This is a genomic window from Pseudomonas sp. 10C3 (assembly GCF_036346185.1).
Taxonomy (GTDB): Bacteria; Pseudomonadota; Gammaproteobacteria; order Pseudomonadales; family Pseudomonadaceae; genus Aquipseudomonas.
On the sequence record NZ_JASJVE010000004.1, the window covers coordinates 1 to 25,008 of the forward strand.

The 25,008-nt window shown below is 58.1% G+C and carries 22 protein-coding genes and 1 pseudogene; 12 read left to right on the top strand and 11 right to left on the bottom strand.

Annotated elements, in window-relative coordinates; genetic code table 11:
* From QN399_RS04795 to gap, 10 genes and pseudogenes are all read right to left on the bottom strand, one after another.
* Positions 1 to 487: pseudogene (locus tag QN399_RS04795) on the bottom strand (hypothetical protein); the annotation flags it as partial.
* 11 nt (positions 488 to 498) lie between these two features.
* Complete coding sequence (locus QN399_RS04800; protein ID WP_330200626.1) at positions 499 to 969, bottom strand: Hcp family type VI secretion system effector; 471 nt, start codon at positions 967 to 969, stop codon at positions 499 to 501.
* 125 nt (positions 970 to 1,094) lie between these two features.
* Positions 1,095 to 2,603 carry a sigma-54-dependent transcriptional regulator gene (locus QN399_RS04805; protein ID WP_322178050.1) on the bottom strand — a complete coding sequence of 503 codons (1,509 nt, stop codon included), beginning with the start codon at positions 2,601 to 2,603 and terminating at the stop codon, positions 1,095 to 1,097.
* 127 nt (positions 2,604 to 2,730) lie between these two features.
* On the bottom strand, positions 2,731 to 3,084 hold the full coding sequence (locus QN399_RS04810) for a DUF5064 family protein (RefSeq protein WP_330200627.1): 354 nt from the start codon (positions 3,082 to 3,084) through the stop codon (positions 2,731 to 2,733).
* A 66-nt stretch (positions 3,085 to 3,150) separates the two neighbouring features.
* Positions 3,151 to 4,080: a carbamate kinase gene (arcC, locus tag QN399_RS04815; RefSeq protein ID WP_322178052.1), complete on the bottom strand. Its 930-nt coding sequence runs from the start codon at positions 4,078 to 4,080 to the stop codon at positions 3,151 to 3,153.
* A 17-nt stretch (positions 4,081 to 4,097) separates the two neighbouring features.
* A complete protein-coding gene (locus QN399_RS04820; RefSeq protein ID WP_322178053.1) occupies positions 4,098 to 5,108 on the bottom strand; it encodes an ornithine carbamoyltransferase in 1,011 nt (336 codons plus the stop codon).
* A gap of 84 nt (positions 5,109 to 5,192) precedes the next feature.
* Positions 5,193 to 6,449 (bottom strand): arginine deiminase, encoded by a 1,257-nt coding sequence (gene arcA, locus QN399_RS04825; protein WP_322178054.1) that lies wholly within the window; start codon positions 6,447 to 6,449, stop codon positions 5,193 to 5,195.
* Positions 6,450 to 6,482: 33 nt separating this feature from the next.
* Complete coding sequence (gene arcD / locus QN399_RS04830; protein WP_322178055.1) at positions 6,483 to 7,910, bottom strand: arginine-ornithine antiporter; 1,428 nt, start codon at positions 7,908 to 7,910, stop codon at positions 6,483 to 6,485.
* Between the two features lie 172 nt (positions 7,911 to 8,082).
* Positions 8,083 to 8,490, bottom strand: coding sequence for a YbaN family protein (locus tag QN399_RS04835; RefSeq protein WP_322178056.1), 408 nt, complete (start codon positions 8,488 to 8,490; stop codon positions 8,083 to 8,085).
* A gap of 75 nt (positions 8,491 to 8,565) precedes the next feature.
* Positions 8,566 to 9,567, bottom strand: a complete 1,002-nt coding sequence (gene gap, locus QN399_RS04840; RefSeq protein ID WP_322178057.1) for a type I glyceraldehyde-3-phosphate dehydrogenase — start codon at positions 9,565 to 9,567, stop codon at positions 8,566 to 8,568.
* Between the two features lie 221 nt (positions 9,568 to 9,788).
* Here gap and edd point away from each other — a divergent pair, with 221 nt between their 5' ends.
* From edd to QN399_RS04885, 9 genes are all read left to right on the top strand, one after another.
* Positions 9,789 to 11,615 (top strand): phosphogluconate dehydratase, encoded by a 1,827-nt coding sequence (gene edd / locus QN399_RS04845; RefSeq protein ID WP_322178058.1) that lies wholly within the window; start codon positions 9,789 to 9,791, stop codon positions 11,613 to 11,615.
* Positions 11,612 to 12,568, top strand: a complete 957-nt coding sequence (locus QN399_RS04850; RefSeq protein WP_322215158.1) for a glucokinase — start codon at positions 11,612 to 11,614, stop codon at positions 12,566 to 12,568. Before edd ends, QN399_RS04850 begins: the two co-directional genes overlap by 4 nt.
* 104 nt (positions 12,569 to 12,672) lie before the next feature.
* The gene (locus tag QN399_RS04855; protein ID WP_322178060.1) at positions 12,673 to 13,410 is read left to right on the top strand and encodes a response regulator transcription factor; all 738 of its coding nucleotides are present in this window, start codon (positions 12,673 to 12,675) and stop codon (positions 13,408 to 13,410) included.
* Entirely contained in the window at positions 13,400 to 14,860 is a 1,461-nt protein-coding gene (locus tag QN399_RS04860; RefSeq protein ID WP_322178061.1) for an ATP-binding protein, read from the top strand. Before QN399_RS04855 ends, QN399_RS04860 begins: the two co-directional genes overlap by 11 nt.
* Positions 14,861 to 15,008: 148 nt before the next feature.
* The gene (locus QN399_RS04865; protein WP_322178062.1) at positions 15,009 to 16,301 is read left to right on the top strand and encodes an ABC transporter substrate-binding protein; all 1,293 of its coding nucleotides are present in this window, start codon (positions 15,009 to 15,011) and stop codon (positions 16,299 to 16,301) included.
* 126 nt (positions 16,302 to 16,427) lie between these two features.
* Positions 16,428 to 17,336, top strand: coding sequence for a sugar ABC transporter permease (locus QN399_RS04870; RefSeq protein WP_322178063.1), 909 nt, complete (start codon positions 16,428 to 16,430; stop codon positions 17,334 to 17,336).
* Positions 17,329 to 18,174 carry a carbohydrate ABC transporter permease gene (locus QN399_RS04875; RefSeq protein ID WP_322215157.1) on the top strand — a complete coding sequence of 282 codons (846 nt, stop codon included), beginning with the start codon at positions 17,329 to 17,331 and terminating at the stop codon, positions 18,172 to 18,174. Before QN399_RS04870 ends, QN399_RS04875 begins: the two co-directional genes overlap by 8 nt.
* A 2-nt stretch (positions 18,175 to 18,176) precedes the next feature.
* Positions 18,177 to 19,340 carry an ABC transporter ATP-binding protein gene (locus QN399_RS04880; RefSeq protein ID WP_322178064.1) on the top strand — a complete coding sequence of 388 codons (1,164 nt, stop codon included), beginning with the start codon at positions 18,177 to 18,179 and terminating at the stop codon, positions 19,338 to 19,340.
* Between the two features lie 121 nt (positions 19,341 to 19,461).
* The gene (locus QN399_RS04885; protein ID WP_323566275.1) at positions 19,462 to 20,826 is read left to right on the top strand and encodes a carbohydrate porin; all 1,365 of its coding nucleotides are present in this window, start codon (positions 19,462 to 19,464) and stop codon (positions 20,824 to 20,826) included.
* A 150-nt stretch (positions 20,827 to 20,976) separates the two neighbouring features.
* Here the strand turns inward: QN399_RS04885 and QN399_RS04890 are convergent, their stop codons facing one another.
* Positions 20,977 to 21,837, bottom strand: a complete 861-nt coding sequence (locus tag QN399_RS04890; RefSeq protein ID WP_322183037.1) for a MurR/RpiR family transcriptional regulator — start codon at positions 21,835 to 21,837, stop codon at positions 20,977 to 20,979.
* A 239-nt stretch (positions 21,838 to 22,076) separates the two neighbouring features.
* Between QN399_RS04890 and zwf the strand changes: the two genes are divergently transcribed.
* From zwf to QN399_RS04905, 3 genes are read left to right on the top strand one after another with little or no spacing between them, the layout of a single operon-like run.
* The gene (zwf, locus tag QN399_RS04895) at positions 22,077 to 23,546 is read left to right on the top strand and encodes a glucose-6-phosphate dehydrogenase (protein ID WP_219060966.1); all 1,470 of its coding nucleotides are present in this window, start codon (positions 22,077 to 22,079) and stop codon (positions 23,544 to 23,546) included.
* A complete protein-coding gene (gene pgl / locus QN399_RS04900) occupies positions 23,533 to 24,246 on the top strand; it encodes a 6-phosphogluconolactonase (RefSeq protein WP_322215155.1) in 714 nt (237 codons plus the stop codon). The genes zwf and pgl overlap by 14 nt, the downstream gene beginning before the upstream one ends.
* A 17-nt stretch (positions 24,247 to 24,263) precedes the next feature.
* Complete coding sequence (locus tag QN399_RS04905; RefSeq protein WP_322178067.1) at positions 24,264 to 24,938, top strand: bifunctional 4-hydroxy-2-oxoglutarate aldolase/2-dehydro-3-deoxy-phosphogluconate aldolase; 675 nt, start codon at positions 24,264 to 24,266, stop codon at positions 24,936 to 24,938.
* Positions 24,939 to 25,008 lie beyond the last annotated feature (70 nt).

A 25,008-nucleotide genomic window follows, 5' to 3' on the forward strand; every position in this document is an offset into this window, starting at 1 on the left:
GGTCGTGTAGCTCGATGGGCTCTGGCCATTGTTCTCGGGGGAAAAACTTATACGTTTCGACGGGAGGTGGCGGGGCTGCCGCTTGTGTTGTGCGCTGAGCCTTCTCATCAGGCGTGTTGAGGTGTTGAGCATGGACAAAGCGCAATAAGCGCTCGGGGTCAGGTTGTAATACGGGTTGGGTGAGTCGATATACCGGGATGCGCTTGACCGCATCGCTTATTGCAACCTGGCCGTTGCGCGCCACGGCCTGCGCCTGGTTTGACAGGTCGTTCCGTTCTTGCAGCAGTGCCTGTATGCCTTGTTCGGGGGTTTTATGGCCGAGCTCGACATCATCGACAATGCGCTTTGCGTAATAGGCCACTTCCCGATTGAAGTGCACACGCGGGATGCCGTGGCTAAGGTGGCGAGCGCTGAGGCTATGGGCTTGCGCCAGCACTTGGCCCGCAGCTTGATGGACCTCCCAGAGGTCATAACGGTTGGGGTTCATCCCTCTTCACCTCAAAAGCTATAACCGCTGGTCCCGGCCAAGTGGTGCCTCCAGGTGATTTCACGGTAGCGAATAGCGACGTGTTCTTGAGGTTCTGCGTCCGATTGTAAAATGACATGCGGCATATCAAGCGTCAGGTCAGCGATAATCCCGCCACTGATCGACACTGAATAGAATTTTTCCTGGGTGCCAGCGGGAGATACGCGGTAGAAACTGATCGTACCGTTTATTTCTTCTCTGTTTGAGAGCGCTTGAGCGAGTAACGGTGACGATTTATCAACGTTTTTGGTGATGATGATTGGGTGGTGGGTTGGCCTGTCGATATTTCCAATATTGGCCATGGTGTGGTTGTAAGACAGCACCATTATTTCGTCGGTATGGTCTGGCTGATATTTGTTGCCCATGGAATCCTGAGTTGAGCAGCTCGCTGAAATCAGTCCTTGAGTCTTACCTGTCAGGGGCATGTAACCGTGATTAGCCATACGTGCCAGTCCTTTTTTTCGTCGACTGGACAGTCTATTGCCAAGGGGGATAGGCCGGCTGTAGGACGCTTCCGAATATAGCGAAGGGGGCTGCGGAAACGCCCCTTGACCACACGCGTCGGGGCTTAGCCCTTTCCCGGAATCCCGTACTTGCGCAACCGATGGGCGATGGCGGTGTGGGAGGTTTGCAGGCGGGCGGCGAGTTGGCGGGTGGAGGGGTAGCTGATGTAGAGCTTTTCCAGCAAGGTTTTCTCGAAGTCCTCGACCGCCTGTTCGAGGCTGTCGATTTCGCCGTCGCTTTGTCGGGCGACGGACGTGCCGGCAATGTCCAGATCGCCGATATCCACCAGCGTGCTTTCGCAAATAGCTGCTGCGCGGAAGATCACGTTCTGCAACTGGCGCACGTTACCCGGCCAGCGGTTACCCAGCAGTGCGGGGTAAGTGCCCGGCGTCAGGCGGCAAATCGGTCGTTGGATCTGAGCGCAGGCCTGCTCCATGAAATAGCGCGCCAGCAGCAGGATATCCTGCCCGCGATCGCGCAGCGGCGGCACTTCCAGGTTGAGTACGTTCAGGCGATAGAACAGGTCTTCGCGGAAGGTGCCTTCGTTGACCATTTTTTCCAGGTCGCGATGGGTCGCGCTGAGAATCCGCACGTTGACCTTCACTTCACGATCCCCTCCGACGCGGCGGAAACTGCCGTCATTCAGGAAGCGCAGCAGCTTGGCCTGCAGGTACGGTGACATTTCGCCGATTTCGTCGAGAAACACCGTGCCGTGGTTGGCCAGTTCCATCAGCCCTGGTTTGCCGCCACGTTGTGCACCGGTGAAGGCACCTGGGGCGTAACCGAAGAGTTCGCTTTCGGCGAGGTTTTCCGGCAGCGCCGCGCAGTTGAGCGCAAGGAAAGGGGCGCTATTGCGGGTACTGATGGCATGGCAGGCACGCGCGACCAACTCCTTGCCGGTTCCTGTTTCGCCTTGAATCAGCAGCGGCGCATCGAGGGCTGCCACGCGCAGGGCGCGGGCCTTGAGGGTACGAATCGGTGGTGACTCGCCCAGTAATGCATCGAAACCTTCGGCATGGTCATGGTGCAGCGCCGCCAAGCGTTCGCCAATCCGGCTCGGTTGGTACAGCGTCAACAGCGCGCCTGCGTCGGTGATCGGGGTGGCGTCGAGCAGTAAAACTTCGCCGTTGAGCGTGACTTCGCGCAACGGTAAACGAAAGCCGTTTTCCAGTAATGCGGTTTGCAGGCCGGGGTCGGCGAACAGCTCGGCGACGGATTCACCTTCAGGTTCGCGTCCGCACAGCGCAATCAGCGCCGGATTGGCCAGCAGCACATGACCAGCGCTGTCCAGGGCCAGGACCGGGTCGGTCATGGCGGCGAGCAAGGCATCAAGTTGCAGGTGGCGACGCTGGCCGGGAAGGATGTCCACCACGGTGATCGCTTCGACACCGCGCACCCGGAACAACGCATCCTTCAGCTCTTCGAGCACTTGCGGGCTGAGTGTCGGGGCATCGATGTAAACGTTCGGCGGCACCATCTCCACGGCGTCCAGGTTCAGATTTCGCCCGCCCAGAATAGCCAGCACTTCCTGGGTGATACCAACGCGGTCGATAAAACAGACGTGAATACGCATGGGCTACTAAAGGTTCTGGACCGCGGGGGCCGCAATTATGCCAGCAAATGGGTCAGCGGCGTGTCAGGTCGTCCGTGTCACTGGCATTGCCAGGCATATTCGCGAGAGGCGTTCCTGGCCATGGAGGTCATTCCAGATGTTCTGGCGTCACCGGATCACCAGGCTTGGCGTCGAGCAGTTGCCGAATGTGTTCGAACATGGCGTCGTATTGTCCATGCATCGAGCGCAGGTCCGCAGCCTTGGGCATGCCGTGTTTGACCGCGATATGAAAGGCTTCGCTGGCAAAGTTGTAGGCCATGTCCTTTGGCAGTTCGAATTCGTCCTTGAACGCAGCGCCATTGATCTCGCCCTCCATGAAGAAATGCATGGCCGTGCCTTGCGTGGGGGCCTGTCGCACTTCGTAGCGGATGTGGATGTCATAGCTGAAATCGGTGGGTTGCAGTGCAACGCGAGTGATGTGCAGATGACCGGGTTCGAACATGTGCATTGCTCCTTCGCTGGACGAAACGATAAGTGTCGGGATAGACCTCGCGGCCTATCCCAAGGTTCATTTATAGATAATGCCAGGTGTGGCACTGCTGATTCGCGTGCCGGCGTTACCGTTGACGATGTCTTCGATATCTTCCAGTGATCCAATCACCGCGACCTTGCCGGTATTGCGGGCGAAGGTGCAGGCTGCCTGCACTTTAGGGCCCATCGAGCCTGCGGCAAAGCCCAGTTTTTCCATCTCGTCAGGGTGGGCCTGGGCGATAGCCTTCTGGGTGGGCTTGCCCCAGTCGATAAACGCGGCGTTCACGTCGGTGGCAATCACCAACAGATCACTCTCCAGTTGTTCCGCGAGCAAGGCCGAGCACAGGTCTTTGTCGATCACGGCTTCGACACCTTGTAGCTGACCGTCCTTGTCATACATCGTCGGGATGCCGCCGCCACCGGCACAGATCACGATGCTGCCTTTTTCCAGCAGCCACTTGATCGGGCGGATCTCGAAGATACGTTTGGGTTTCGGGCTTGCGACCACTCGGCGAAACTTATCGCCATCCGGGGCGATGCTCCAGCCCTTTTCCTTGGCCAGGCGTTCTGCTTCTTCTTTCGAATAGACCGGGCCGATGGGCTTGGTCGGATGCTGGAAGGCGGGGTCGTTGCCGTCTACCTCGACTTGGGTCAGCAGGGTGGCGAAAGGGACCTCGATGGGCAGAAGATTGCCCAACTCCTGTTCGATGATATAGCCGATCATGCCTTCGGTTTCAGCGCCGAGGACGTCCAGCGGATAAGGCGCCACGGCGGTGTAGGCCGATGCCTGCAAGGACAGCAGGCCCACTTGCGGGCCATTGCCGTGGGCCACCACCAGCTCATTGCCGGGGACGATTTTGGCGATCTGTTGGGTGGCGACGCGGATATTCATCCGCTGATTCTCCGCGGTCAACGGTTCGCCACGGCGGAGCAGGGCGTTACCACCCAATGCAACGACGATACGCATGGTGTTTTTCCCCAAAGTCAGATGTCAGCCAGCGCCGATACCAGGATTGCCTTGATGGTGTGCATGCGGTTTTCTGCCTGCTCAAAAGCGATGTTGGCCGGCGACTCGAAGACCTCTTCGGTGACTTCCACGCCATTGGCCAGATTCGGGTAACGGCTGGCGATGTCTTTGCCGACCTTGGTCTCACTGTTGTGAAACGCTGGCAGGCAATGCATGAACTTCACCCGTGGGTTGCCCGACGCTTTCATCATTGTGGCGTTGACCTGATACGGCAGCAGTTGTTCGATGCGCTCGTCCCACGCTTCAACCGGTTCGCCCATGGAGACCCAGATATCGGTATGGATGAAGTCCACGCCCTTGACTGCTTCCAGCGGGTCTTCAGTGATGGTGATGCGGCCACCACTTTCCTCGGCGAACGTTTTGCACTGGGCAATGAAGTCAGCGTGCGGCCACAGGGCCTTGGGTGCGCCGATGCGTACGTCCATGCCCAGTTTGGCGCCGATCATCAGCAGTGAATTACCCATGTTGTAGCGCGCGTCACCCAAGTAGGCGTAGCTGATGTCATGCAGCGGCTTGTCGCTGTGTTCGCGCATGGTCAGGGTGTCGGCAATCATTTGCGTTGGGTGGAACTCGGCGGTCAGGCCGTTGAAGACCGGCACACCGGCGAATTTGGCCAGCTCCTCGACGATTTCCTGTTCAAAGCCACGGTATTCGATGGCGTCGAACATCCGGCCGAGTACGCGGGCGGTGTCCTTCATGCTTTCTTTGTGGCCGATTTGCGACGATACCGGGTCAATGTAGGTGACGTGGGCACCTTGATCGTGGGCTGCAACTTCGAAGGCGCAGCGGGTGCGGGTCGAGGTTTTTTCGAAGATCAACGCGATGTTTTTGCCTTTGAGATGCTGCTGTTCGGTGCCTGTGTACTTGGCGCGCTTGAGGTCGCGGGACAGGTCGAGCAGGAAATGCAACTCGCGATTTGTGTGGTGCATCAAGCTCAGCAGGCTGCGGTTACGCATGTTAAAGGCCATGTTTCAGATCTCCTTGGGTTTCGGTTATCTCCCTGGCTGGCACGGGATAGGGCCAAGCCAGGGCACATGTGGGTGATCGATGTATCAGTAATCGATCGGGTCGCGCAGGATCGGGCAGGTCATGCAGTGACCACCGCCGCGACCCCGGCCGAGTTCGCTGGCGCTGATGGTAATGACTTCGACCCCGGCCTTGCGCAGCAGAGTATTGGTGTACGTATTACGGTCGTAGCCGATGACCACGCCCGGTTCCAGCGCGACCACGTTGTTGCCGTCATCCCATTGCTCGCGTTCGGCGGCGAAGCTGTTACCACCGGTTTCGACCACGCGCAGGGTTTTGAGATTGAGCGCAGCGGCCACGGTATCAAGGAAGTTGGTTTTTTCGCGACGCACGTCAATGCCGCCCGGCTTGCTGTCATCGGGGCGCAGGCTGAACGCGACGATCTGGCTGACCACTTCCGGGAAAATCGTCACCAGATCGCGGTCGCAGAAACTGAACACGGTATCCAGGTGCATCGCAGAGCGGGACTTTGGCAGACCCGCGACAATGACCCGTTCGACCGCATTGTTTTTGAACAAGTTCTGCGCCAGTTGACCAATGGCCTGATGCGAGGTGCGCTCGCCCATGCCGATCAGTACCACACCGTTGCCGATAGGCATGACATCGCCGCCTTCAAGGGTGGCGTTGCCATGATCCAGATCGGGGTCGCCGTACCAGACTTGGAAGTCGGCGTTGGTGAACTCCGGGTGGAATTTATAGATGGCGCTGGCCAGCAGGGTTTCCTGACGACGGGCAGGCCAATACATCGGATTCAGGGTCACACCGCCATAAATCCAGCAGGTGGTGTCGCGGGTGAATATAGCGTTGGGCAGTGGAGGCAGGATGAAGCTGGAGTGACCGAGGAAATCGCGGAACATTTCGATGGTCTTGCCGCCGAAGCTGGTCGGCAGATCATCGGCCGATACCCCGCCAATCAGGAATTCGGCGATCTGGCGTGGCTCCAGGCTGCGCACCCAGGCGTCGACTTCATCGACCAGGGCAACACCCACCAGGTTGGGGGAAATCTTGCGTTCGAGAATCCAGTCCAGTGCGTCTGGAAACGCGACGATGTCGGTCAGCAGGTTGTGCATTTCCAGCACTTCAGTGCCGCGCTCACGCATTTTAGTGACGAAGTCGAAGTGATCGCGCTTGGCCTGACCGACCCACAGCACGTCATCGAACAGCAACTCGTCGCAGTTAGTCGGAGTCAGGCGTTGATGCGCCAAGCCTGGTGAGCACACCATGACTTTTCGAAGTTTGCCAACTTCAGAGTGAACGCCAAGTTTGACTTTATCGGTGGACATATCTGTATTCCTCCAATGATGTACGCATGGGTGTTACAGGGTCAGGAAGCCGTCATAGAGACCATAGGCGGCAACCAGCGCGCCGATGACCACTGCGACAAAGATCAGCTTCTCAACGTTGGTGAAAACGGGTTGGCCTGCTTCATGTTTCGCCTTGGCAAACAGGATCACCCCCGGGGCATAAAGCAGCGCCGACAGCAGCAGGTACTTCATGCCGCCGGCGTAGATCAACCAGATCGCGTAGGTCAGCGCGACGGCGCTGATAGCGAGGTCCTTCTTGCGTTCGGTCAAGGCTTGCTCATAGGTCTCGCCGCGCACCGCCAGCAACAGGGCATACGCCGCCGACCACAGGTATGGAATCAAAATCATCGAGGTGGCGAGGTAGATCAGTGACAGGTAGGTGCTGGCCGAGAACAGGGTGATGATCAGGAAAACCTGAACCAGACCGTTGGTCAGCCACAAGGCATTGGCCGGCACGTGGTTGGCATTTTCCTTTTTGAGGAACGCTGGCATGGTGCTGTCTTTGGCTGCGGCGAACATGATCTCTGCGCACAGCAGCACCCACGACAACAGCGCACCGAGCAGGGAAATAACCAGACCAACGCTGATCAGCACTGCACCCCAATGCCCTACGACGTGTTCAAGCACGGCGGCCATGGAAGGGTTTTGCAGTTTGGCCAACTCGGGCTGGGTCATGATGCCCAGCGACAATACGTTCACCAGTACCAGAAACAGCAGCACGGTGATGAAACCGATGATGGTGGCCTTGCCCACGTCCGAACGTTTCTCGGCGCGGGCGGAGAAGATGCTTGCGCCTTCGATGCCGATGAACACCCAAACGGTGACCAACATCATGTTGCGGACCTGATTCAGCACACTGCCCAGATCCGGGTTTTTAAAGCCCCAAATGTCAGCAGTGAAGATGTCCAGCTTGAACGCGAAGAGGGCGATCAACACGAACAGCAGCAACGGTACGACTTTGGCGACGGTGGTCACCAGATTGATGAACGCCGCCTCCTTGATCCCGCGCAACACCAGAAAGTGCACCGCCCACAGCAGCACTGAAGCGCCGATGATCGACGCTAGCGTGTTGCCCTGGCCAAAAATCGGGAAGAAGTAACCGAGGGTGCTGAACAGCAGAACGAAGTAGCCAATGTTGCCCAACCACGCACTGATCCAGTAACCCCACGCGGACGAGAACCCCATGTAGTCGCCGAAACCTGCCTTGGCGTAGGCGTAGACCCCACCATCAAGATCGGGCTTGCGGTTGGCCAGGGTCTGGAACACGAAACCCAAGGTCAACATACCCACCGCTGAAATGGCCCAACCGATTAAAATCGCGCCTACGTCGGCACTGACTGCCATGTTCTGCGGGAGCGAAAAGATGCCTCCCCCGATCATTGATCCTACGACAAGCGCGACAAGTGCGCCGAGCCTAAGTTTGCCGGTAGCTTGAGACATTGCGCAGCTCCATCCAGGAGAAGTAGTGCCTCAGGGTAGGTGCCATGACTGCCGCTAAATATGACGTAGGTCAACAGAGCCTCTTATGCAACGTGATTGCTAATGATGCCGTAGGCATTCCGATTGAAAATGTCGCATTGCAGCAACAGCCCATGGCAGGCGTTTAGGAGGGTTATGCATTCACGGGCTCGGGTCGCGACCAGATCCACAGGTTTCCCAGGCTCATGCCCGCGATGGCGAGGTACACCGGCCAGTGGTGTTCAAGCAGGATTAGCATGATGCTGGCACACAGCACCATGCTCAGGGTGGCGCTGATTTTCGCGCGACGGGTGATCAAACGCCCGTTGCGCCAGTTATTCAGGATGGGTCCAAACAGGCGATGGTTTTCCAGCCACGCGCTCAGGCGTGGCGAACTTTTGGTCGCAGCCCACGCGGCCAGCAGGACAAATTCGGTGGTGGGCAAGCCGGGCACGACGATGCCGATCAGCCCGATCCCTACACTGACGTAAGCAAGGATGGCAAACAAACGGCGTGAAAGGATTGACCGGTGCGGTGTTCCGGTCTTGGTCTCGAGGGGCATGAGGCGTCTGTCCATTTGACAACCCGGCCAGCTTAACAGGGCTGGCCGTGCTTGAAGCCCTCATGCAAGATGGTTTTACTGGGCGTTATGTAGCGCCAGGCAGTTGTCCAGCATGCGGTTGGAGAATGCCCATTCGTTGTCATACCAGGCCAGCACTTTCATCAGCTTGCCGTTAGCCTTGGTGTGGTTGGCATCGAAGATCGACGACAGCGGGTTGTGGTTGAAGTCGTGGGACACCAGCGGCAGGGTATTGTAGCCGAGGATTTTCGAGTGCTGACTGGCTTCTTTGAAGATCGCGTTGACTTCTTCAGCCGTGGCTTCGCGCTTGAGCTGCACGGTCAGGTCCACTAGCGATACGTTGATCACCGGGACGCGAACCGCCATGCCGTTGAGTTTGCCTGCCAGTTCCGGTAGCACCAGGCCGACGGCTTCTGCTGCACCCGTCTTGGTCGGGATCATCGACTGGGTGGCCGAACGCGCACGGTACAGGTCGGTGTGGTACACGTCGGTCAGATTCTGGTCATTGGTGTAGGCGTGGATGGTGGTCATCAAACCGCTTTCAATCCCCCATTCACGGTGCAGAATCTGTGCGATGGGCGCCAGGCAGTTGGTGGTGCAGGATGCGTTGGAAATAATCTGATGCGATTGACGCAGGATGTCGTGGTTGACGCCGTAAACCACGGTGGCGTCCGCGCCTTTGGACGGGGCCGAGACGATTACTTTGCGCGCGCCGGCAGTAATATGCGCAGCGGCTTTGTTGCGGTCGGTGAACAGGCCGGTGCATTCGAACACCACATCAATGTTTTCTGCCTTCCACGGCAGCTCTGCCGGATTGCGGATGGCGCTGACCGCGATTCGGTCACCGTTGACGGTCAGGCTTTCATGGTCGAATTTTACTGTGCCGCCAAAATGGCCATGGGTGGTGTCGAATTGCAGCAGGTGCGCGTTGATCGCGCTGTCACCCAGGTCGTTAATGGCGACGACCTGCAGGTCCTCTCGATAGCCTTGGGTATAGAGTGCGCGTAGGACATTGCGGCCAATGCGGCCAAAGCCATTGATAGCGATACGAAGCGTCATGCAGCCGTCCTCTTTTAAATTTGTTGTTGGAATTACAAGATTATTCGCATAAAAATAGAAAACAAGCCTTTTTAATGGCAATATTTTGTTTTATCTACAACGAGTAGCCCGTAAGTCCGGTTCAGATGTTCGACATCAAGCCTTTGCTCAGCCTAGGCCGCACAGTCGATAATTGGAATCACCTGAACGGGTCACCTATCCGTAAGCCTGGAGTTCATCACATGCATCCCCGCGTTCTTGAGGTAACTGAGCGGCTAATCGCCCGTAGTCGTGCGACGCGCGAGCGCTATCTGCAAATGATCCACGGCGCCGCCAGTGACGGCCCTATGCGCGGCAAGCTGCAATGCGCCAACTTTGCTCATGGTGTCGCGGGCTGCGGCACCGAAGACAAGCAAAGCCTGAAAATGATGAACGCCGCCAACGTGGCCATTGTTTCGTCTTATAACGACATGCTGTCAGCGCATCAGCCATACGAGCATTTCCCGGACCAGCTCAAACAGGCCTTGCGCGATATCGGCTCGGTCGGCCAGTTCGCCGGTGGTGTGCCGGCAATGTGTGACGGCGTGACCCAAGGCGAGCCGGGCATGGAGCTGGGCATCGCCAGCCGTGAAGTGATCGCCATGGCCACCGCCATCGCGCTGTCGCACAACATGTTCGACGCTACGTTGTGCTTGGGTATCTGCGACAAGATCGTGCCGGGCCTGCTGATGGGTGCATTGCGTTTTGGTCACTTGCCAACGCTGTTCGTGCCGGGCGGGCCGATGCCATCGGGTATCTCGAACAAGGAAAAAGCCGACGTCCGTCAACGCTACGCCGAAGGCAAGGCCAGCCGGGAAGAGCTGCTGGAATCGGAGATGAAGTCCTACCACAGCCCCGGCACCTGTACGTTCTATGGCACTGCCAACACCAATCAGTTACTGATGGAAGTCATGGGTCTGCACTTGCCGGGTGCCTCGTTCGTCAACCCGTACACGCCGTTGCGCGATGCCCTGACCCGCGAAGCGGCGCACCAGGTCACGCGTCTGACCAAGCAAAGTGGCGACTTCATGCCACTGGGCGAGATCGTCGACGAGCGTTCGCTGGTCAACTCCATCGTTGCCCTGCACGCCACTGGCGGCTCGACCAACCACACGTTGCACATGCCAGCGATTGCCATGGCTGCCGGTATCAAGCTGACCTGGCAGGACATGGCGGATCTGTCGGAAGTGGTGCCGACCCTGACCCACGTTTATCCAAACGGCAAGGCCGACATCAACCACTTCCAGGCGGCGGGCGGCATGTCGTTCCTGATCCGTGAACTGCTGGAAGCCGGGCTGCTGCACGAAAACGTCAACACCGTCGCCGGTTTCGGCCTGAGCCGTTACACCCGCGAACCGTTCCTCGAAGACGGCAAGCTGGTCTGGCGCGAAGGGCCTATCGAAAGCCTGGATGAAGACATCCTGCGCCCTGTTGCGCGGCCATTTTCGCCTGAAGGCGGTTTGCGCGTGATGGAAGGCAACCTCGGTCGCGGGGTGATGAAAGTCTCCGCTGTGGCGCCTGAACATCAAGTGATACAAGCCCCGGCGCTGGTGTTCCAGGATCAGCAGGACCTGGCCGACGCATTCAAGGCTGGCAAACTGGAGCGCGACTTCGTTGCGGTGATGCGCTTCCAGGGGCCGCGTTCCAATGGCATGCCCGAGCTGCACAAGATGACGCCGTTCCTTGGCGTGCTGCAGGACCGTGGTTTTAAAGTCGCGCTAGTCACCGATGGGCGCATGTCCGGTGCGTCCGGGAAGATTCCGGCAGCGATCCATGTCTGCCCTGAAGCCTTCGACGGCGGACCTTTAGCGCTGGTTCGTGACGGAGATATCATTCGCGTCGACGGCGTTAAAGGTACATTGCAGGTTCTGGTCGAGCCCGCAGAATTGGCCGCCAGAGAGCCAGCGATTGGTCTGCTCGACAACGGTGTCGGTTGTGGACGCGAGCTGTTTGGCTTCATGCGCATGGCCTTCAGCTCGGCAGAGCAGGGCGCGAGTGCCTTTACTTCGGGTCTGGAGACGCTTAAGTGAAATTGGCTTTGGTCGGTGATATTGGCGGCACCAATGCGCGTTTTGCCATCTGGGAAGACGGTCAGTTGCATTCGATCCGGGTCTTCCCGACCATCGATTACGCCAGCCCGGAAAAAGCCCTTGAGGTCTATCTCGAAGACCTGGACCTGCATCCGGGCGAAGTCGGCTCCATCTGTCTGGCGGTTGCCGGGCCGGTGGGCGGCGACGAATTTCACTTCACCAACAGCCACTGGCGCATTAGCCGCGCGGCGTTCTGTGCGCGCCTGAAGCTGGATAACCTGCTGCTGATCAATGACTTCTCTGCGATGGCGCTGGGCATGACGCGTCTGCGTGATGATGAGTACCTGACGGTCTGCCACGGCATCCCCGAGGAAGCTCGTCCACGGGTGGTGATCGGTCCGGGGACCGGGCTTGGCGTGGGCACCTTGTTGCCTCTCGCCGACAACCACTGGATGGCGTTGCCGGGGGAGGGCGGGCATGTGGATCTGCCGCTCGGCACTCCACGTGAAGCGCAGATATGGGCGCGCCTGATGACCGAGCACGAGCATGTCAGTGCCGAAACCGTGCTCAGCGGCAGTGGGTTGTTGCTCTTGTACAAGGTTAGCTGTTCGCTGGATAACATTGAGCCCACGCTTAAATCACCGGCCGCCATCACCTCGGCGGCGCTGGCAGGCGATCCGGTGGCTGCGGCGGTGCTGGAGCAGTTCTGTTGCTGGCTGGGACGGGTGGCGGGTAATAACGTGCTGACCGTCGGCGGTCGTGGCGGTGTCTATATCGTGGGCGGGGTCGTGCCGCGCTTCACCGACTTTTTCATCGCCAGCGGTTTTGCCCGGTCCTTTGCCGAAAAAGGCTTGATGAAAGATTATTTCAAGGGCATTCCAGTATGGCTGGTGACCGCCGAATACCCCGGTTTGATGGGGGCGGGTGTGGCGTTGCAGCAGGCATTTGGCTGAGGGCTGTATTGAACCTGTTGCGCTCGGCGCAGTCTGGGACCGTGTAACCTGTGCCAGGCCTCGTTCATGAGGCGCATGTTTTATTCAGAACAAGGACGATGGATGTGAGTTCAGTCAGTAAGTCGATTTTGCTGGTCGATGATGATCAGGAAATTCGTGAATTGCTGCAAACCTACCTGAGTCGTTGTGGCTTCGTCGTGCGCACGGTGGGCGATGGTGCCGGTTTTCGCCAGGCGCTCAACGAAGAACCCAGCGATCTGGTGATCCTCGATGTCATGCTGCCCGACGAAGATGGTTTCAGTCTGTGCCGCTGGGTGCGTCAGCATCCGCGTCAGTCCCAGGTCCCGATCATCATGCTCACGGCCAGTTCCGACGAAGCCGATCGGGTGATTGGCCTGGAATTGGGCGCTGATGATTATCTGGGCAAGCCTTTCAGTCCCCGCGAACTGCAGGCTCGAATCAAGGCCCTGTTGCGACGTGCGCAATTCGGCCATGAGCGTGGCGCCGGTGAGGTACTGATGTTCGATGAATGGCGGCTGGACATGGTCAGTCACCGACTCTTTCACAATGATGGCGAGGAAGTGATCCTCTCCGGTGCCGATTTTGCCTTGCTCAAATTGTTTCTGGATCGCCCGCAGCAAATCCTCGATCGCGACACTATTGGCAATGCCACTCGGGGTCGTGAACTGATGCCTCTGGAGCGCATTGTCGACATGGCTGTCAGTCGTCTGCGTCAACGATTGCGAGATACCGGCAAGGCGCCGCGGCTGATTCGTACCGTGCGTGGCAGTGGCTACCTGTTGGCTGCGAATGTCACGTCGTTGGTCAACCATGGCTACTGAAAAAGGTTGGCGTCTGCTGGTGCCGCACTCGTTGCTGGGTCGCATGCTGTTGCTGACGTTGTTGGTCGTGCTGCTGGCGCAGGGATTGTCCAGCGCGATCTGGTTGTCGCAATTGCGCGCCACGAAAATGGAAGGCTTGGTCACCAGCGCCCGCAGCCTCGCGCACTCCATGGCCGCCAGTGTCAGTTACTTCCGATCACTGCCGGTGGCTTATCGTCCGCTGGTGCTCGATCAATTGCGCAGCATGGGCGGTACACGCTTCGTCGTGACCCTGAATGACAAACCGTTGGAAATGGAAGTGCTGGGGCCGACTCCGCGCAAGACCGCAGTGCTGAACGCGGTCGATGAAGTGCTGCGTCAGCGTCTCGGCAGTGAGCCGAATATTTCGGTGAGTTTCGTGCGACCCGAAGACCTGCGGATTTTTAACGGTGGCATCAAGCTGGATGAGCTGCCGCGCTCCTGGGCGCATTACGCCTTGAGTCTGGAACCGATCAATCCGCCCGTTCTGGTCACCCAGATCGAACTGGCGGCCGGCGAATGGTTGTACATCGCTTCGTTGCTGCCCGAACCCTACACCACGCTCGAAGAGCAGGATCTGCCGGCGCAGCAGGTCTGGTTCATCGTGCTGACCAGCAGCTTTCTGTTGTTGTTTATCGGCCTGTTGGTGCATTGGCAAAGTCGCCCGCTCAAGCGTCTGGCCCGCGCGGCGCGGGAAATGTCGCTGGGTACGGTGGTCGAACCGGTCGTCGAAGGTGGGGGCAGCGAGGTGGTGGAAGTCAGCCGGGCGTTCAACGCCATGCGCGAGCGTATCAGTCGCTACCTCTCGGAACGCAGCCAGCTGTTCAGCGCGATTTCCCACGATTTGCGTACGCCCATCACGCGTCTGCGGCTGAGGGTCGAGCTGTTGGACGATGAGGCGGTGCAAGCAAAATTCAGTCGCGACCTCGACGAGTTGGAGTTATTGGTCAAAGGCGCGCTGCAATGCGTGAAAGATACGGATATCCACGAAAACATTGAACCGGTGGACCTCAATCAGGTGCTGCATTGTCTGGTCGAACCCTACCTTTCGCCAACCGGCAATGGCCGTGTCACTCAGCAGGGGAAGGCCGCCGCGTTTTATCCGGGCAAGCCACTGGCGCTCAAACGCTGCATCGGCAACCTGATCGACAACGCGCTCAAATACGGGCAGAAGGCCCACCTGCATGTCGATGACGACGCCGAAGCGTTCGTCCTGCACGTCGATGACGAGGGTCCCGGTGTGCCCGAGCAGCGCCAGGAACAAGTATTCGAGCCGCATTTTCGCCTGGCAGGCAAGCAACAACAGGGTTACGGCCTGGGCTTGGGTATTGCGCGCAATATTGCCCACAGCCATGGCGGAGAAGTGAGCCTGCAAAACCTCCGCGAAGGCGGATTGCGTGTGACCTTGCGCCTGCCGCGAACCCACGACTGACAGGCCTTTCTACGACTGTTTCCTTTATGTAACCAGGCTGTGACCTTTGCGCGTCCCTTCGTTACCATGGCGCCGAAACCCTTGGTTAAAATCTATGCAGCGCAAGCACCAGACTTGCTCATGCATAACAACAAGAAAAGGTAATCAGATGAATTCGATCTCCCGCCTCGCTGCTGTCATTTCCCTCGCCTCGTTGTTCCCTCTGAGCGTTCTTGCTGCGGATGCGCCTGCCGGTTCAAAAGGCACCGTGGAAGTGGTCCACTGGTGGACGTCGGGCGGCGAAGCAAAGGCTGTCGATGTCCTGAAAAAGCTAGTCGAAAAAGACGGCTATAGCTGGCAGGACAGCGCCGTCGCCGGTGGCGGTGGTGCAGCGGCCATGACCGTACTGAAGACCCGTGCGGTGTCTGGCAATCCACCTTCTGCTGCACAGATCAAAGGTCCGGACCTGCAAGAGTGGGGCGCCTTGGGCCTGCTGACCAACCTCGACGACGTTTCGAAAGCCAATAACTGGGACAAGCTGCTGTCCAAAACCGTCTCCGACACCATGAAGTACGAAGGTCACTACGTGGCGGTGCCGGTGAACATTCACCGGGTGAACTGGTTGTGGATCAACCCGGAAGTGTTCAAGAAAGCCGGTATCGACAAAGCGCCTGTCACCCTTGATGAGTTCTTCGCGGCAGGTGACAAGCTCAAGGCAGCCGGCTTCATCCCCTTGGCCCATGGTGGCCAACCTTGGCAGGACAGCACGGTATTCGAAGACCTGGTGCTGAGCATCATGGGGCCGGATGGCTACAAAAAAGCCTTCCTTGATCTCGACGAGAAAACCCTGACGGGCGACAAGATGGTCGAGGTGTTCGCCACGCTGAAAAAACTCATTGGCTACATGGACAACAACCGTGCCGGGCGTGACTGGAACCTTGCAGCGGCTGACGTCATTCAGGGCAAGGCCGGTATGCAGATGATGGGCGACTGGGCCAAGAGCGAGTGGAGTGCCGCCGGTAAGGTTGCCGGTAAAGACTACCAATGCGTTCCTTTCCCTGGCACCCAAGGCAGCTACACCTACAACATCGATTCGCTGGCGATGTTCAAGTTGTCTGCCAAAAACAATACTCCTGGCAACCTCGCGGCTCAGAACGATGTGGCAAAAATCGCCCTCGAGCCTGAGTTCCAATACGTGTTCAACCAGAACAAAGGCTCGATCCCGGTTCGTAACGATCTGGACATGAGCAAGTTCGACAGTTGTGGTCAGGCCTCGGCAAAGGACTTCAAGGACGCCGACAAGAACGGCAAACTTGAGCCAAGCATGGCGCACAACATGGCCACCTCGCTCGCTGTGCAGGGCGCGATCTTCGACACGGTCACTAATTTCATGAGCGACCCGAAAGCCGACCCGCAAGCCGTCGTCAAAAAGCTGTACTCGGGCATCCAGTCAGCCAAGTAATCGACTATTGAATCACCGCTGGTTCGCCAGCGGTACACCCCAGCCGTAGCGCATGCTGCTGAAACCTTAACGGGTTTCACGCTGGCGTTCGGCCTGGATTCCTTGTTCTCGAACTGGATTTTTCAGATGAGCTCTGTCGCTGTGTTCAGCAAGGCCTCACCGTTCGATGTGCTGCAACGCTGGCTGCCCAAGTTGGTGTTGGCGCCAAGCATGCTGATCGTGCTGGTCGGTTTCTATGGTTATATCCTGTGGACGTTTGTACTTTCGTTCACCAATTCAACGTTTATGCCCAGCTACAAGTGGGCGGGTTTGCAGCAATACACACGTCTGCTCGACAACGATCGTTGGTGGGTGGCGAGCAAGAACCTGGCGGTATTCGGCGGCATGTTCATAGGCATCAGTCTGGTGCTAGGTGTCGTGCTCGCGGTCCTGCTGGACCAGCGCATCCGTCGTGAAGGTTTTATCCGCACGGTCTATTTGTACCCGATGGCGCTGTCGATGATCGTCACCGGTACGGCCTGGAAATGGCTGCTCAACCCCGGTCTTGGTCTGGACAAAATGCTCCGTGACTGGGGCTGGGAAGGCTTCCGCCTGGATTGGCTGGTCGACCCGAGCCGCGTCGTGTACTGCCTGGTGATCGCAGCGGTCTGGCAGTCTTCCGGGTTCGTTATGGCGCTGTTTCTCGCCGGGTTGCGCGGGGTCGATCAGTCGATCATTCGTGCCGCGCAGATCGACGGCGCTAGCCTGCCAACCATCTATCTGCGCGTCGTGCTGCCAAGCCTGCGCCCGGTGTTTTTCAGCGCGGTGATGATTCTGGCGCACATCGCCATCAAGAGCTTCGACTTGGTGGCGTCGATGACCGCAGGTGGCCCCGGCTACTCCTCGGACTTGCCCGCGATGTTCATGTACTCGTTCACCTTCAGCCGTGGCCAGATGGGCATGGGCTCGGCGAGTGCAATCCTGATGCTCGGCGCGATTCTCGCCATCCTCGTGCCATATCTGTACTCCGAGCTGAGGACCAAACGCCATGAATAGTCAGGTGGGTAAACCTTCCATCAGCATCAGCCGGGTCGCGATCTATGCGGTCTTGCTGTTGGCGGTCGTGGTGTATCTGGTGCCGCTGATCGTGATGCTGCTGACCAGCTTCAAATCTCCGGAAGACATCAGCACTGGTAACTTGTTGAGCTGGCCGACAGTGGTCACCGGCATGGGGTGGGTCAAGGCCTGGGCCACGGTCGATGGCTACTTCTGGAACTCGGTGAAAATCACCGTGCCAGCGGTTCTGATCTCCACAGCCATCGGCGCCATCAACGGTTACGTGCTGGCGATGTGGCGCTTTCGGGGTTCGCAATTGTTTTTCGGTCTGTTGTTGTTCGGCTGTTTCCTGCCGTTCCAGACCGTGCTGCTGCCGGCGTCGTTCACGGTCGGCAAGATGGGGCTGGCAGCCTCCACCACCGGCCTGGTGTTCGTGCATGTGGTCTACGGCCTGGCATTCACCACGCTGTTCTTCCGCAACTACTACGTGAGCATTCCGGATGCGTTGGTCAAGGCTGCGCGGCTGGACGGTGCCGGATTTTTCACCATCTTCGGCCGGATCATTCTGCCGATGTCGACGCCGATCATCATGGTCTGCCTGATCTGGCAGTTTACCCAGATCTGGAACGACTTCCTGTTCGGTGTGGTCTTCTCCAGTGGCGACTCGCAGCCCATCACCGTGGCACTGAACAACCTGGTCAACACCAGCACCGGTGCCAAGGAATACAACGTTGATATGGCAGCGGCGATGATCGCCGGGCTGCCGACGCTGCTGGTCTATGTGCTGGCTGGTAAGTATTTCCTGCGTGGGCTGACGGCCGGCGCGGTCAAGGGGTAATCATGGCAACTCTCGAATTGCGCAACGTCAACAAGACCTACGGCAGCGGTTTGCCGGACACCTTGAAAAACATCGAACTGAAGATCGATGACGGCGAGTTTCTGATTCTGGTCGGTCCTTCGGGCTGCGGTAAATCGACGTTGATGAACTGCATTGCCGGGCTGGAAAACATCAGCGGCGGCTCGATCCTGATCGATGACGCGGACATCAGTGGCATGAGCCCCAAGGATCGTGACATCGCCATGGTGTTCCAGTCTTACGCGTTGTACCCAACCATGAGCGTGCGCGAAAACATCTCGTTTGGTTTGAAAATCCGCAAGATGGCGCCCGCAGCCATCGAAGAGGAGGTCGCGCGGGTCGCCAAGCTGTTGCAGATCGAACACCTGCTCAATCGGAAGCCCGGCCAGCTTTCCGGTGGGCAGCAACAGCGTGTGGCCATGGGTCGTGCGTTGGCGCGGCGGCCGAAAATCTACCTGTTCGATGAGCCGCTTTCCAACCTCGACGCCAAGCTGCGGGTCGAGATGCGGACTGAAATGAAACTGATGCACCAGCGCCTGAAAACCACCACGGTTTACGTGACCCACGACCAGATCGAAGCCATGACTCTGGGCGACAAAGTGGCGGTGATGAAGGACGGGATCATTCAGCAGTTCGGCACGCCGAAGCAGATTTACAACGATCCGGCCAACCTGTTCGTCGCCAGCTTCATCGGTTCGCCGCCGATGAACTTCATCCCCTTGCGCCTGCAACGTAAGGACGGGCGGCTGCTGGCCCTGCTCGACAGTGGTCAGGCGCGTTGCGAGCTGCCGCTGGGCATGCTTGATGCGGGCCTGGAAGACCGTGAAGTGATTCTCGGCATGCGTCCTGAACAGATCGTTCTGGCACCCGTCGAACCCAACGGCTTGCCGACTATTCGCGCCGAAGTTCAAGTCACCGAGCCGACCGGGCCGGACACCTTGGTGTTCGTCACGCTTAACCAGAGCAAGGTCTGCTGCCGCCTGGCGCCGGACGTTGCGCCGCAGGTAGGGGAATCACTGAACCTGCAGTTCGATCCTTCAAAAGTGTTGCTGTTCGACGCCAAGAGCGGTGAGCGGCTCGGGGTTTTGGGAAAGTCCCAGCCCGCTGAACGTGTGGGCAATGTCACGCAAATTAGTCGCAACCAATGACGGGGTGCGCCGAGCATCGCGGGTTTGATCGATCAGGCCTTAACAGTCGGTCAGCCAGCGACACGATGTTAGTCAATGCAAGTCACCTACTAGCGCTAATAACAATAAGAGGATTTAAGGGATGAATCATAAAGAAGCCAAATCGCTTACCCAATTCAAGCTGATTAGCACGCTGTCTGTTTTGGGTGCATTAAGCTTGGCTGGAAGCGTGCACGCGGCTGATGCTTTTGATCCGAACTCGCAGTGGATGTCGGGTGACTGGGGCGGCACGCGTACCGAACTGCTGAACAAGGGATATGACTTTTCACTTGAGTACGTAGGGGAAGTCGGCAGCAACTTGCACGGCGGCTACAACAACGACAAGACTGCGCGCTATGCGGATCAGTTCGCTCTGGGCGTGGACCTGGATCTGCAAAAAATCCTCGGCTGGCATGACGCTGAATTCAAACTGGCGATCACTGAGCGCAGTGGCCGCAACATCTCCAATGACCGCATAGGCGATCCGCGTGCTGGCACCTTTAGTTCGTCACAGGAAGTCTGGGGCCGTGGTCAGACCTGGCGCCTGACGCAAATGTGGGCCAAGCAGAAATATTTTGACGGCGCACTGGATGTTAAAGCTGGTCGTTTTGGGCCAGGCGAAGACTTCAACAGCTTCCCGTGCGACTTCCAGAACCTTGCGTTCTGCGGCTCGCAAGTGGGTAACTGGGTCGGCAGCATCTGGTACAACTGGCCGGTCAGCCAGTGGGCGTTACGTGTTAAATACAACATCACCCCCGAGTTCTATGCACAGGTCGGCGCGTTCGAGCAGAACCCATCCAACCTGGAAACCGGTAACGGCTTCAAGCTCAGTGGCAGCGGTACCAAAGGCATGATCATCCCCACCGAGTTGGTCTGGTCGCCGAAGGTCAACGACCTGCCGGGCGAATACCGTCTCGGTTACTACTACAGCACCGCCAAAGCCGACGACGTTTACAAAGGCGCCGACGGTCAGGCGCAGCCACTCACCCCGGGCGGGGAATACCAGTCGCACAGCAGCAAGCATGGCTGGTGGGTCGTGGCACAGCAGCAACTCACCACCCACAACGGCGATGCTGCCCGTGGCTTGAGTGCGTTCGCCAACGCAACCGTGCATGACAAGGCTACCAACTACATCGATAACTACCAGCAGATCGGCCTGACCTACAAAGGTCCGTTCAATGCGCGTCCAAAAGATGACATGGGCGTGGGTATCGCTCGGATTCACGTCAATGATGATGCGCAAGACCGTGCACGTCTGGTCAACCAAATCAGCGGGATCGACGATTACGACAACCCTAACTATCTGCCGGTGCAGAGTACTGAATACAACGCCGAGATTTACTACGGTTTCCACGTCACCAATTGGCTGACCGTGCGTCCCAACCTGCAATTCATCAAACACCCAGGTGGCGTCGATCAGGTTGACGATGCGCTGGTTGCAGGTTTGAAGATTCAGTCGAAGTTCTAAGCGGGTTTTAGCGCTAAGCAAGGTTTGAAGACGCGCTGTCAGTGATCAAGGTATGTGTGTGCTTTGCGGGCAGCCTGGCTGCCCGTTTTTTTTGAGTCGTTTGGCGCAGAAGCGCTGGCTCGATGCGGTGTGCCCGATGGTGACCGGGCCTTAAATCAACTCATCGTCAATCGGATAACGGCTGGCGTTGAGGCTTTCCTTGATTTTGCGCAAATGCGGCTGGAAATCCACGCCCCGGCGCAGGGTCATGCCGGTGGCCAATACGTCGAGCACGGTGAGCTGGATGATCCGTGAGGTCATCGGCATATAGATGTCGGTGTCTTCTGGGAGCGGGATATTCAAGCTCAGGGTGCTGGCCTTGGCCAGTGGCGACCCCTCGGCGGTCAGGCCCAGAACCGAGGCGCCGTTTTCGCGGGCAATGCGGGCCACTTCCACCAGTTCGCGGGTGCGGCCGGTGTAGGAAATGATCACAAATAACTCGCCGGTATGTGCGACGGAAGCGATCATGCGCTGCATCAGCACATCAACGTGCGCGGTCACCGCGAGGTTGAAACGAAAGAATTTATGCTGCGCATCCATCGCCACCGGGGCCGAAGCGCCGAGGCCAAAAAAATGGATCTGCCGCGCCTGAATCAATAGATCCACGGCTTTGCTGATCAGGTTCGAATCGAGTTGCTGAAGGGCGCTGTCCAGCGAGGCAATGGCGCTGCCGAAAATTTTCCGGGTGTAGTCCTCGGGGTTGTCGTCGGCCTCCACTGCGCGGCTTACATACGCCGCGCCACTGGCCAGACTTTGCGCCAGCTGCAACTTGAGCTCGGGATAACCGCTGACACCGAACGAGCGGCAAAAGCGGTTGACCGTGGGCTCGCTGACCTTGGCGGCCTGAGCGAGCGCGGCGATACTCAAGCGCGTCGCTTGCTGTGGGTTGAGCAGGATCACCTCGGCGACCTTGCGCTCAGCCTTGTTCAATTCATCGAGACGGCCCTGGATATGCTCCAGGAGGTTGCGCATGCGGTCCATTTTATATCCTTGTCGAGCAGGCAACAGACTGATTTGTACACACCCTGGCAATGCCTGTCATCGAGAGTCTTACAGACGCTGGTAAAGGTGGCCTATCGTACTGATGGCCCTCGTCGATCACCATCGGAATCTGGTTTTAGACGAAATGTTGTGGTTATTACTACATTTGATCTTGAATACTGCCTTTAAAAAAGGTATTTGTAGCCTAACTTGATAAAAGAACAAACATTATGCCCCTGATAACGGTTGAATCGTGCACCTTTGCCTTGTTTGGCGCGTTAGGCGACCTGGCAGTGCGCAAGCTGTTTCCGGCCTTGTACCAGCTTGACCGCGCTGGGTTGTTGCATGCCGATACCCGTATTTTTGCCTTGGCGCGTGAGTCCGGCAGTGAACAGCAGCATTTGGCTTACATAGACAGCAGTTTGCGCCGATTCGTACCCGAGGCCGAGCTTGAAGATGAACATGTGCAGCGTTTTCAGGCGCGCCTGAGTTACCTGCATGTGGACTTTCTCAAGGCCGAGGATTATGTCGCACTGGCTGATCGGGTGGGCGACGCCGAGCGTTTGATCGCCTATTTTGCTACCCCGGCTTCGGTGTATGGCGCGATCTGCGAGAACCTCGCGTCGGTCAATCTGACCGAGCGCACCCGTGCCGTACTGGAAAAACCAATCGGCCACGACCTGGCCTCCTCGCGTCGGGTCAACGATGCGGTCGCGCAGTTCTTTCCGGAAAACCGCGTCTATCGAATCGACCACTATCTGGGCAAGGAAACCGTACAGAACTTGATCGCCCTGCGGTTTGCCAACAGCCTGTTCGAGACCCAGTGGAATCAGAACCACATTTCCCACGTTGAAATCACGGTCGCCGAACAGGTCGGCATCGAAGGCCGTTGGGGTTACTTCGATCAGGCCGGGCAACTGCGCGACATGATCCAGAATCACTTGCTGCAACTGCTTTGCCTGATCGCCATGGACCCGCCGAGCGACCTGTCCGCCGACAGCATTCGCGACGAGAAGGTCAAGGTGCTTAAAGCCCTGGCGCCGTTCACCCCTGAACGCCTTGCCACTCAGGTGGTGCGGGGCCAGTACATTGCCGGTTACAGCGAAGGCAAACCGGTGCCGGGCTATCTGGAGGAAGAAAACTCCAATACTCAGAGCGATACCGAAACCTTTGTTGCGTTGCGTGCTGACATTCGCAACTGGCGCTGGTCGGGCGTGCCGTTCTACCTGCGTACCGGCAAGCGCATGCCGCAAAAACTGTCGCAGATCGTGATCCATTTCAAAGAGCCGCCGCACTACATTTTCGCCCCCGAGCAGCGCTTGCAGATCAGCAACCGGTTGATCATTCGCCTGCAGCCCGATGAAGGCATTTCCTTGCAGGTGATGACCAAGGATCAAGGCCTGGATAAAGGCATGCAGCTGCGCAGCGGCCCTTTGCAGTTGAATTTTTCAGACACCTATCAAAGCGCGCGGATCCCCGATGCCTACGAGCGGTTGTTGCTGGAAGTCATGCGTGGCAATCAGAACCTGTTTGTCCGTAAAGATGAAATTGAGTACGCATGGCAATGGTGCGACCAACTGATCGCGGGCTGGAAGAAGGCCGGCGATGCACCCAAGCCTTACGCGGCTGGGTCGTGGGGGCCGATGAGCTCCATTGCACTGATTACTCGTGACGGGAGGTCCTGGTATGGGGATATCTAAAGTTGAACTGCCTGCGGGCATAGTCGCTCACACGTTTGCCAATCCGGCGCTGTTGGCCAGTGAGCTGGCGACGGCGGTGGCTGAGCAACTGCGCAGCGCAATCAGTGCGCATGGCGTGGCGACTCTGGTGGTGTCCGGCGGGCGCAGTCCGGTGGCATTTTTCCAAAGCCTGGCGCAGCAGTCGCTGGACTGGTCCAGGGTGGTGGTCAGCCTGGCGGACGAACGCTGGGTGCCGGTGGAACATGCCGACAGCAATGCCGGCCTGTTGAAGCGCTACTTGCTTCAGGGACCAGCGGCTAAAGCCCGTTTCATTGGGCTGTACCGCGCAACGCCAACCCTGGATGAGGCGGCACAAGAGGCCGATCAAGCCTTGGCTGAATTGCCACCAATCGATGTATTGGTGCTGGGCATGGGGGATGACGGCCACACTGCGTCGCTGTTTCCCAAGAGTCCGAACCTCAGCGAAGCATTGCGCCTCGATGGACCGCGTCGTTGCTTGCCTATGCTGGCGCCGACGGTGCCACGCCAGCGCTTGACCCTGACGCGTCAGTTGCTCGCGTCTGCACGTCTGCAGATCCTGTCCATTTCCGGGCAGGCCAAACTCGATACATTACGCACGGCAGTGGCGGGTGATGATCTCGCCCAAATGCCCATCCGTGCCTTTCTGAACTCCTCCTTAGAGATTTACTGGTGCCCATGAGCAAAGGATCAGCCGCCATGAAAACAATCGAAAAAAACCTGCCGCTGAACAGCATGGCGAACAAGATTGTCCAAATCGACGAACTCTGCGCCAAGGCGAAGATTTTGCCGGTGATAACCATTGCCCGCGAACAAGACATTCTGCCACTGGCCGATGCGCTGGCCGCTGGCGGATTGACCACGCTGGAAGTGACCCTGCGCTCGGCATTCGGCCTGACCGCGATTCGGGTCTTGCGTGAGCAACGCCCCGAACTGTGCGTCGGTGCCGGCACCATCCTTGACCGACAGATGCTGGCGGACGCTGAAGCGGCTGGGGCGCAATTCATCGTTACCCCCGGTTGCACGCCCGAGCTGCTTCAAGCTGGCGTCGACAGTCCGCTGCCGATGCTGCCGGGGATCAGTAGCGCCTCGGAGATCATGATGGGCTACGCCTTGGGTTACCGTCGTTTCAAATTGTTCCCGGCTGAGATCAGCGGCGGCGTTGCGGCAATCAAAGCCCTTGGCGGCCCGTTCGGCGAAGTTCGTTTCTGTCCTACCGGTGGCGTTAATCCAGACAACCTGAAGAGCTACATGGCGCAGCCGAACGTGATGTGTGTGGGCGGCTCGTGGATGCTCGACAACGCCTGGATCAAGAATGGCGAGTGGGCACGGATTGAAGCTGCCAGCGTTGAAGCGCTGGCGTTGTTTGACTAACGGATAGGTTGTTGGTTGTTGTTGCTTGGCTTTTCACGGTGCGCCTTGGTCGGGTGCACCGTGTTTTTTA

Coding starts and splice junctions, on each gene's coding strand:
- QN399_RS04800 (WP_330200626.1), bottom strand. CDS start 969: ATGGCTAATCACGGTTACATGCCCCTGACAGGTAAGACTCAAGGACTG.
- QN399_RS04805 (WP_322178050.1), bottom strand. CDS start 2,603: ATGCGTATTCACGTCTGTTTTATCGACCGCGTTGGTATCACCCAGGAA.
- QN399_RS04810 (WP_330200627.1), bottom strand. CDS start 3,084: ATGTTCGAACCCGGTCATCTGCACATCACTCGCGTTGCACTGCAACCC.
- arcC (WP_322178052.1), bottom strand. CDS start 4,080: ATGCGTATCGTCGTTGCATTGGGTGGTAACGCCCTGCTCCGCCGTGGC.
- QN399_RS04820 (WP_322178053.1), bottom strand. CDS start 5,108: ATGGCCTTTAACATGCGTAACCGCAGCCTGCTGAGCTTGATGCACCAC.
- arcA (WP_322178054.1), bottom strand. CDS start 6,449: ATGTCCACCGATAAAGTCAAACTTGGCGTTCACTCTGAAGTTGGCAAA.
- arcD (WP_322178055.1), bottom strand. CDS start 7,910: ATGTCTCAAGCTACCGGCAAACTTAGGCTCGGCGCACTTGTCGCGCTT.
- QN399_RS04835 (WP_322178056.1), bottom strand. CDS start 8,490: ATGCCCCTCGAGACCAAGACCGGAACACCGCACCGGTCAATCCTTTCA.
- gap (WP_322178057.1), bottom strand. CDS start 9,567: ATGACGCTTCGTATCGCTATCAATGGCTTTGGCCGCATTGGCCGCAAT.
- edd (WP_322178058.1), top strand. CDS start 9,789: ATGCATCCCCGCGTTCTTGAGGTAACTGAGCGGCTAATCGCCCGTAGT.
- QN399_RS04860 (WP_322178061.1), top strand. CDS start 13,400: ATGGCTACTGAAAAAGGTTGGCGTCTGCTGGTGCCGCACTCGTTGCTG.
- QN399_RS04865 (WP_322178062.1), top strand. CDS start 15,009: ATGAATTCGATCTCCCGCCTCGCTGCTGTCATTTCCCTCGCCTCGTTG.
- QN399_RS04870 (WP_322178063.1), top strand. CDS start 16,428: ATGAGCTCTGTCGCTGTGTTCAGCAAGGCCTCACCGTTCGATGTGCTG.
- QN399_RS04875 (WP_322215157.1), top strand. CDS start 17,329: ATGAATAGTCAGGTGGGTAAACCTTCCATCAGCATCAGCCGGGTCGCG.
- QN399_RS04880 (WP_322178064.1), top strand. CDS start 18,177: ATGGCAACTCTCGAATTGCGCAACGTCAACAAGACCTACGGCAGCGGT.
- QN399_RS04885 (WP_323566275.1), top strand. CDS start 19,462: ATGAATCATAAAGAAGCCAAATCGCTTACCCAATTCAAGCTGATTAGC.
- QN399_RS04890 (WP_322183037.1), bottom strand. CDS start 21,837: ATGCGCAACCTCCTGGAGCATATCCAGGGCCGTCTCGATGAATTGAAC.
- zwf (WP_219060966.1), top strand. CDS start 22,077: ATGCCCCTGATAACGGTTGAATCGTGCACCTTTGCCTTGTTTGGCGCG.
- pgl (WP_322215155.1), top strand. CDS start 23,533: ATGGGGATATCTAAAGTTGAACTGCCTGCGGGCATAGTCGCTCACACG.
- QN399_RS04905 (WP_322178067.1), top strand. CDS start 24,264: ATGAAAACAATCGAAAAAAACCTGCCGCTGAACAGCATGGCGAACAAG.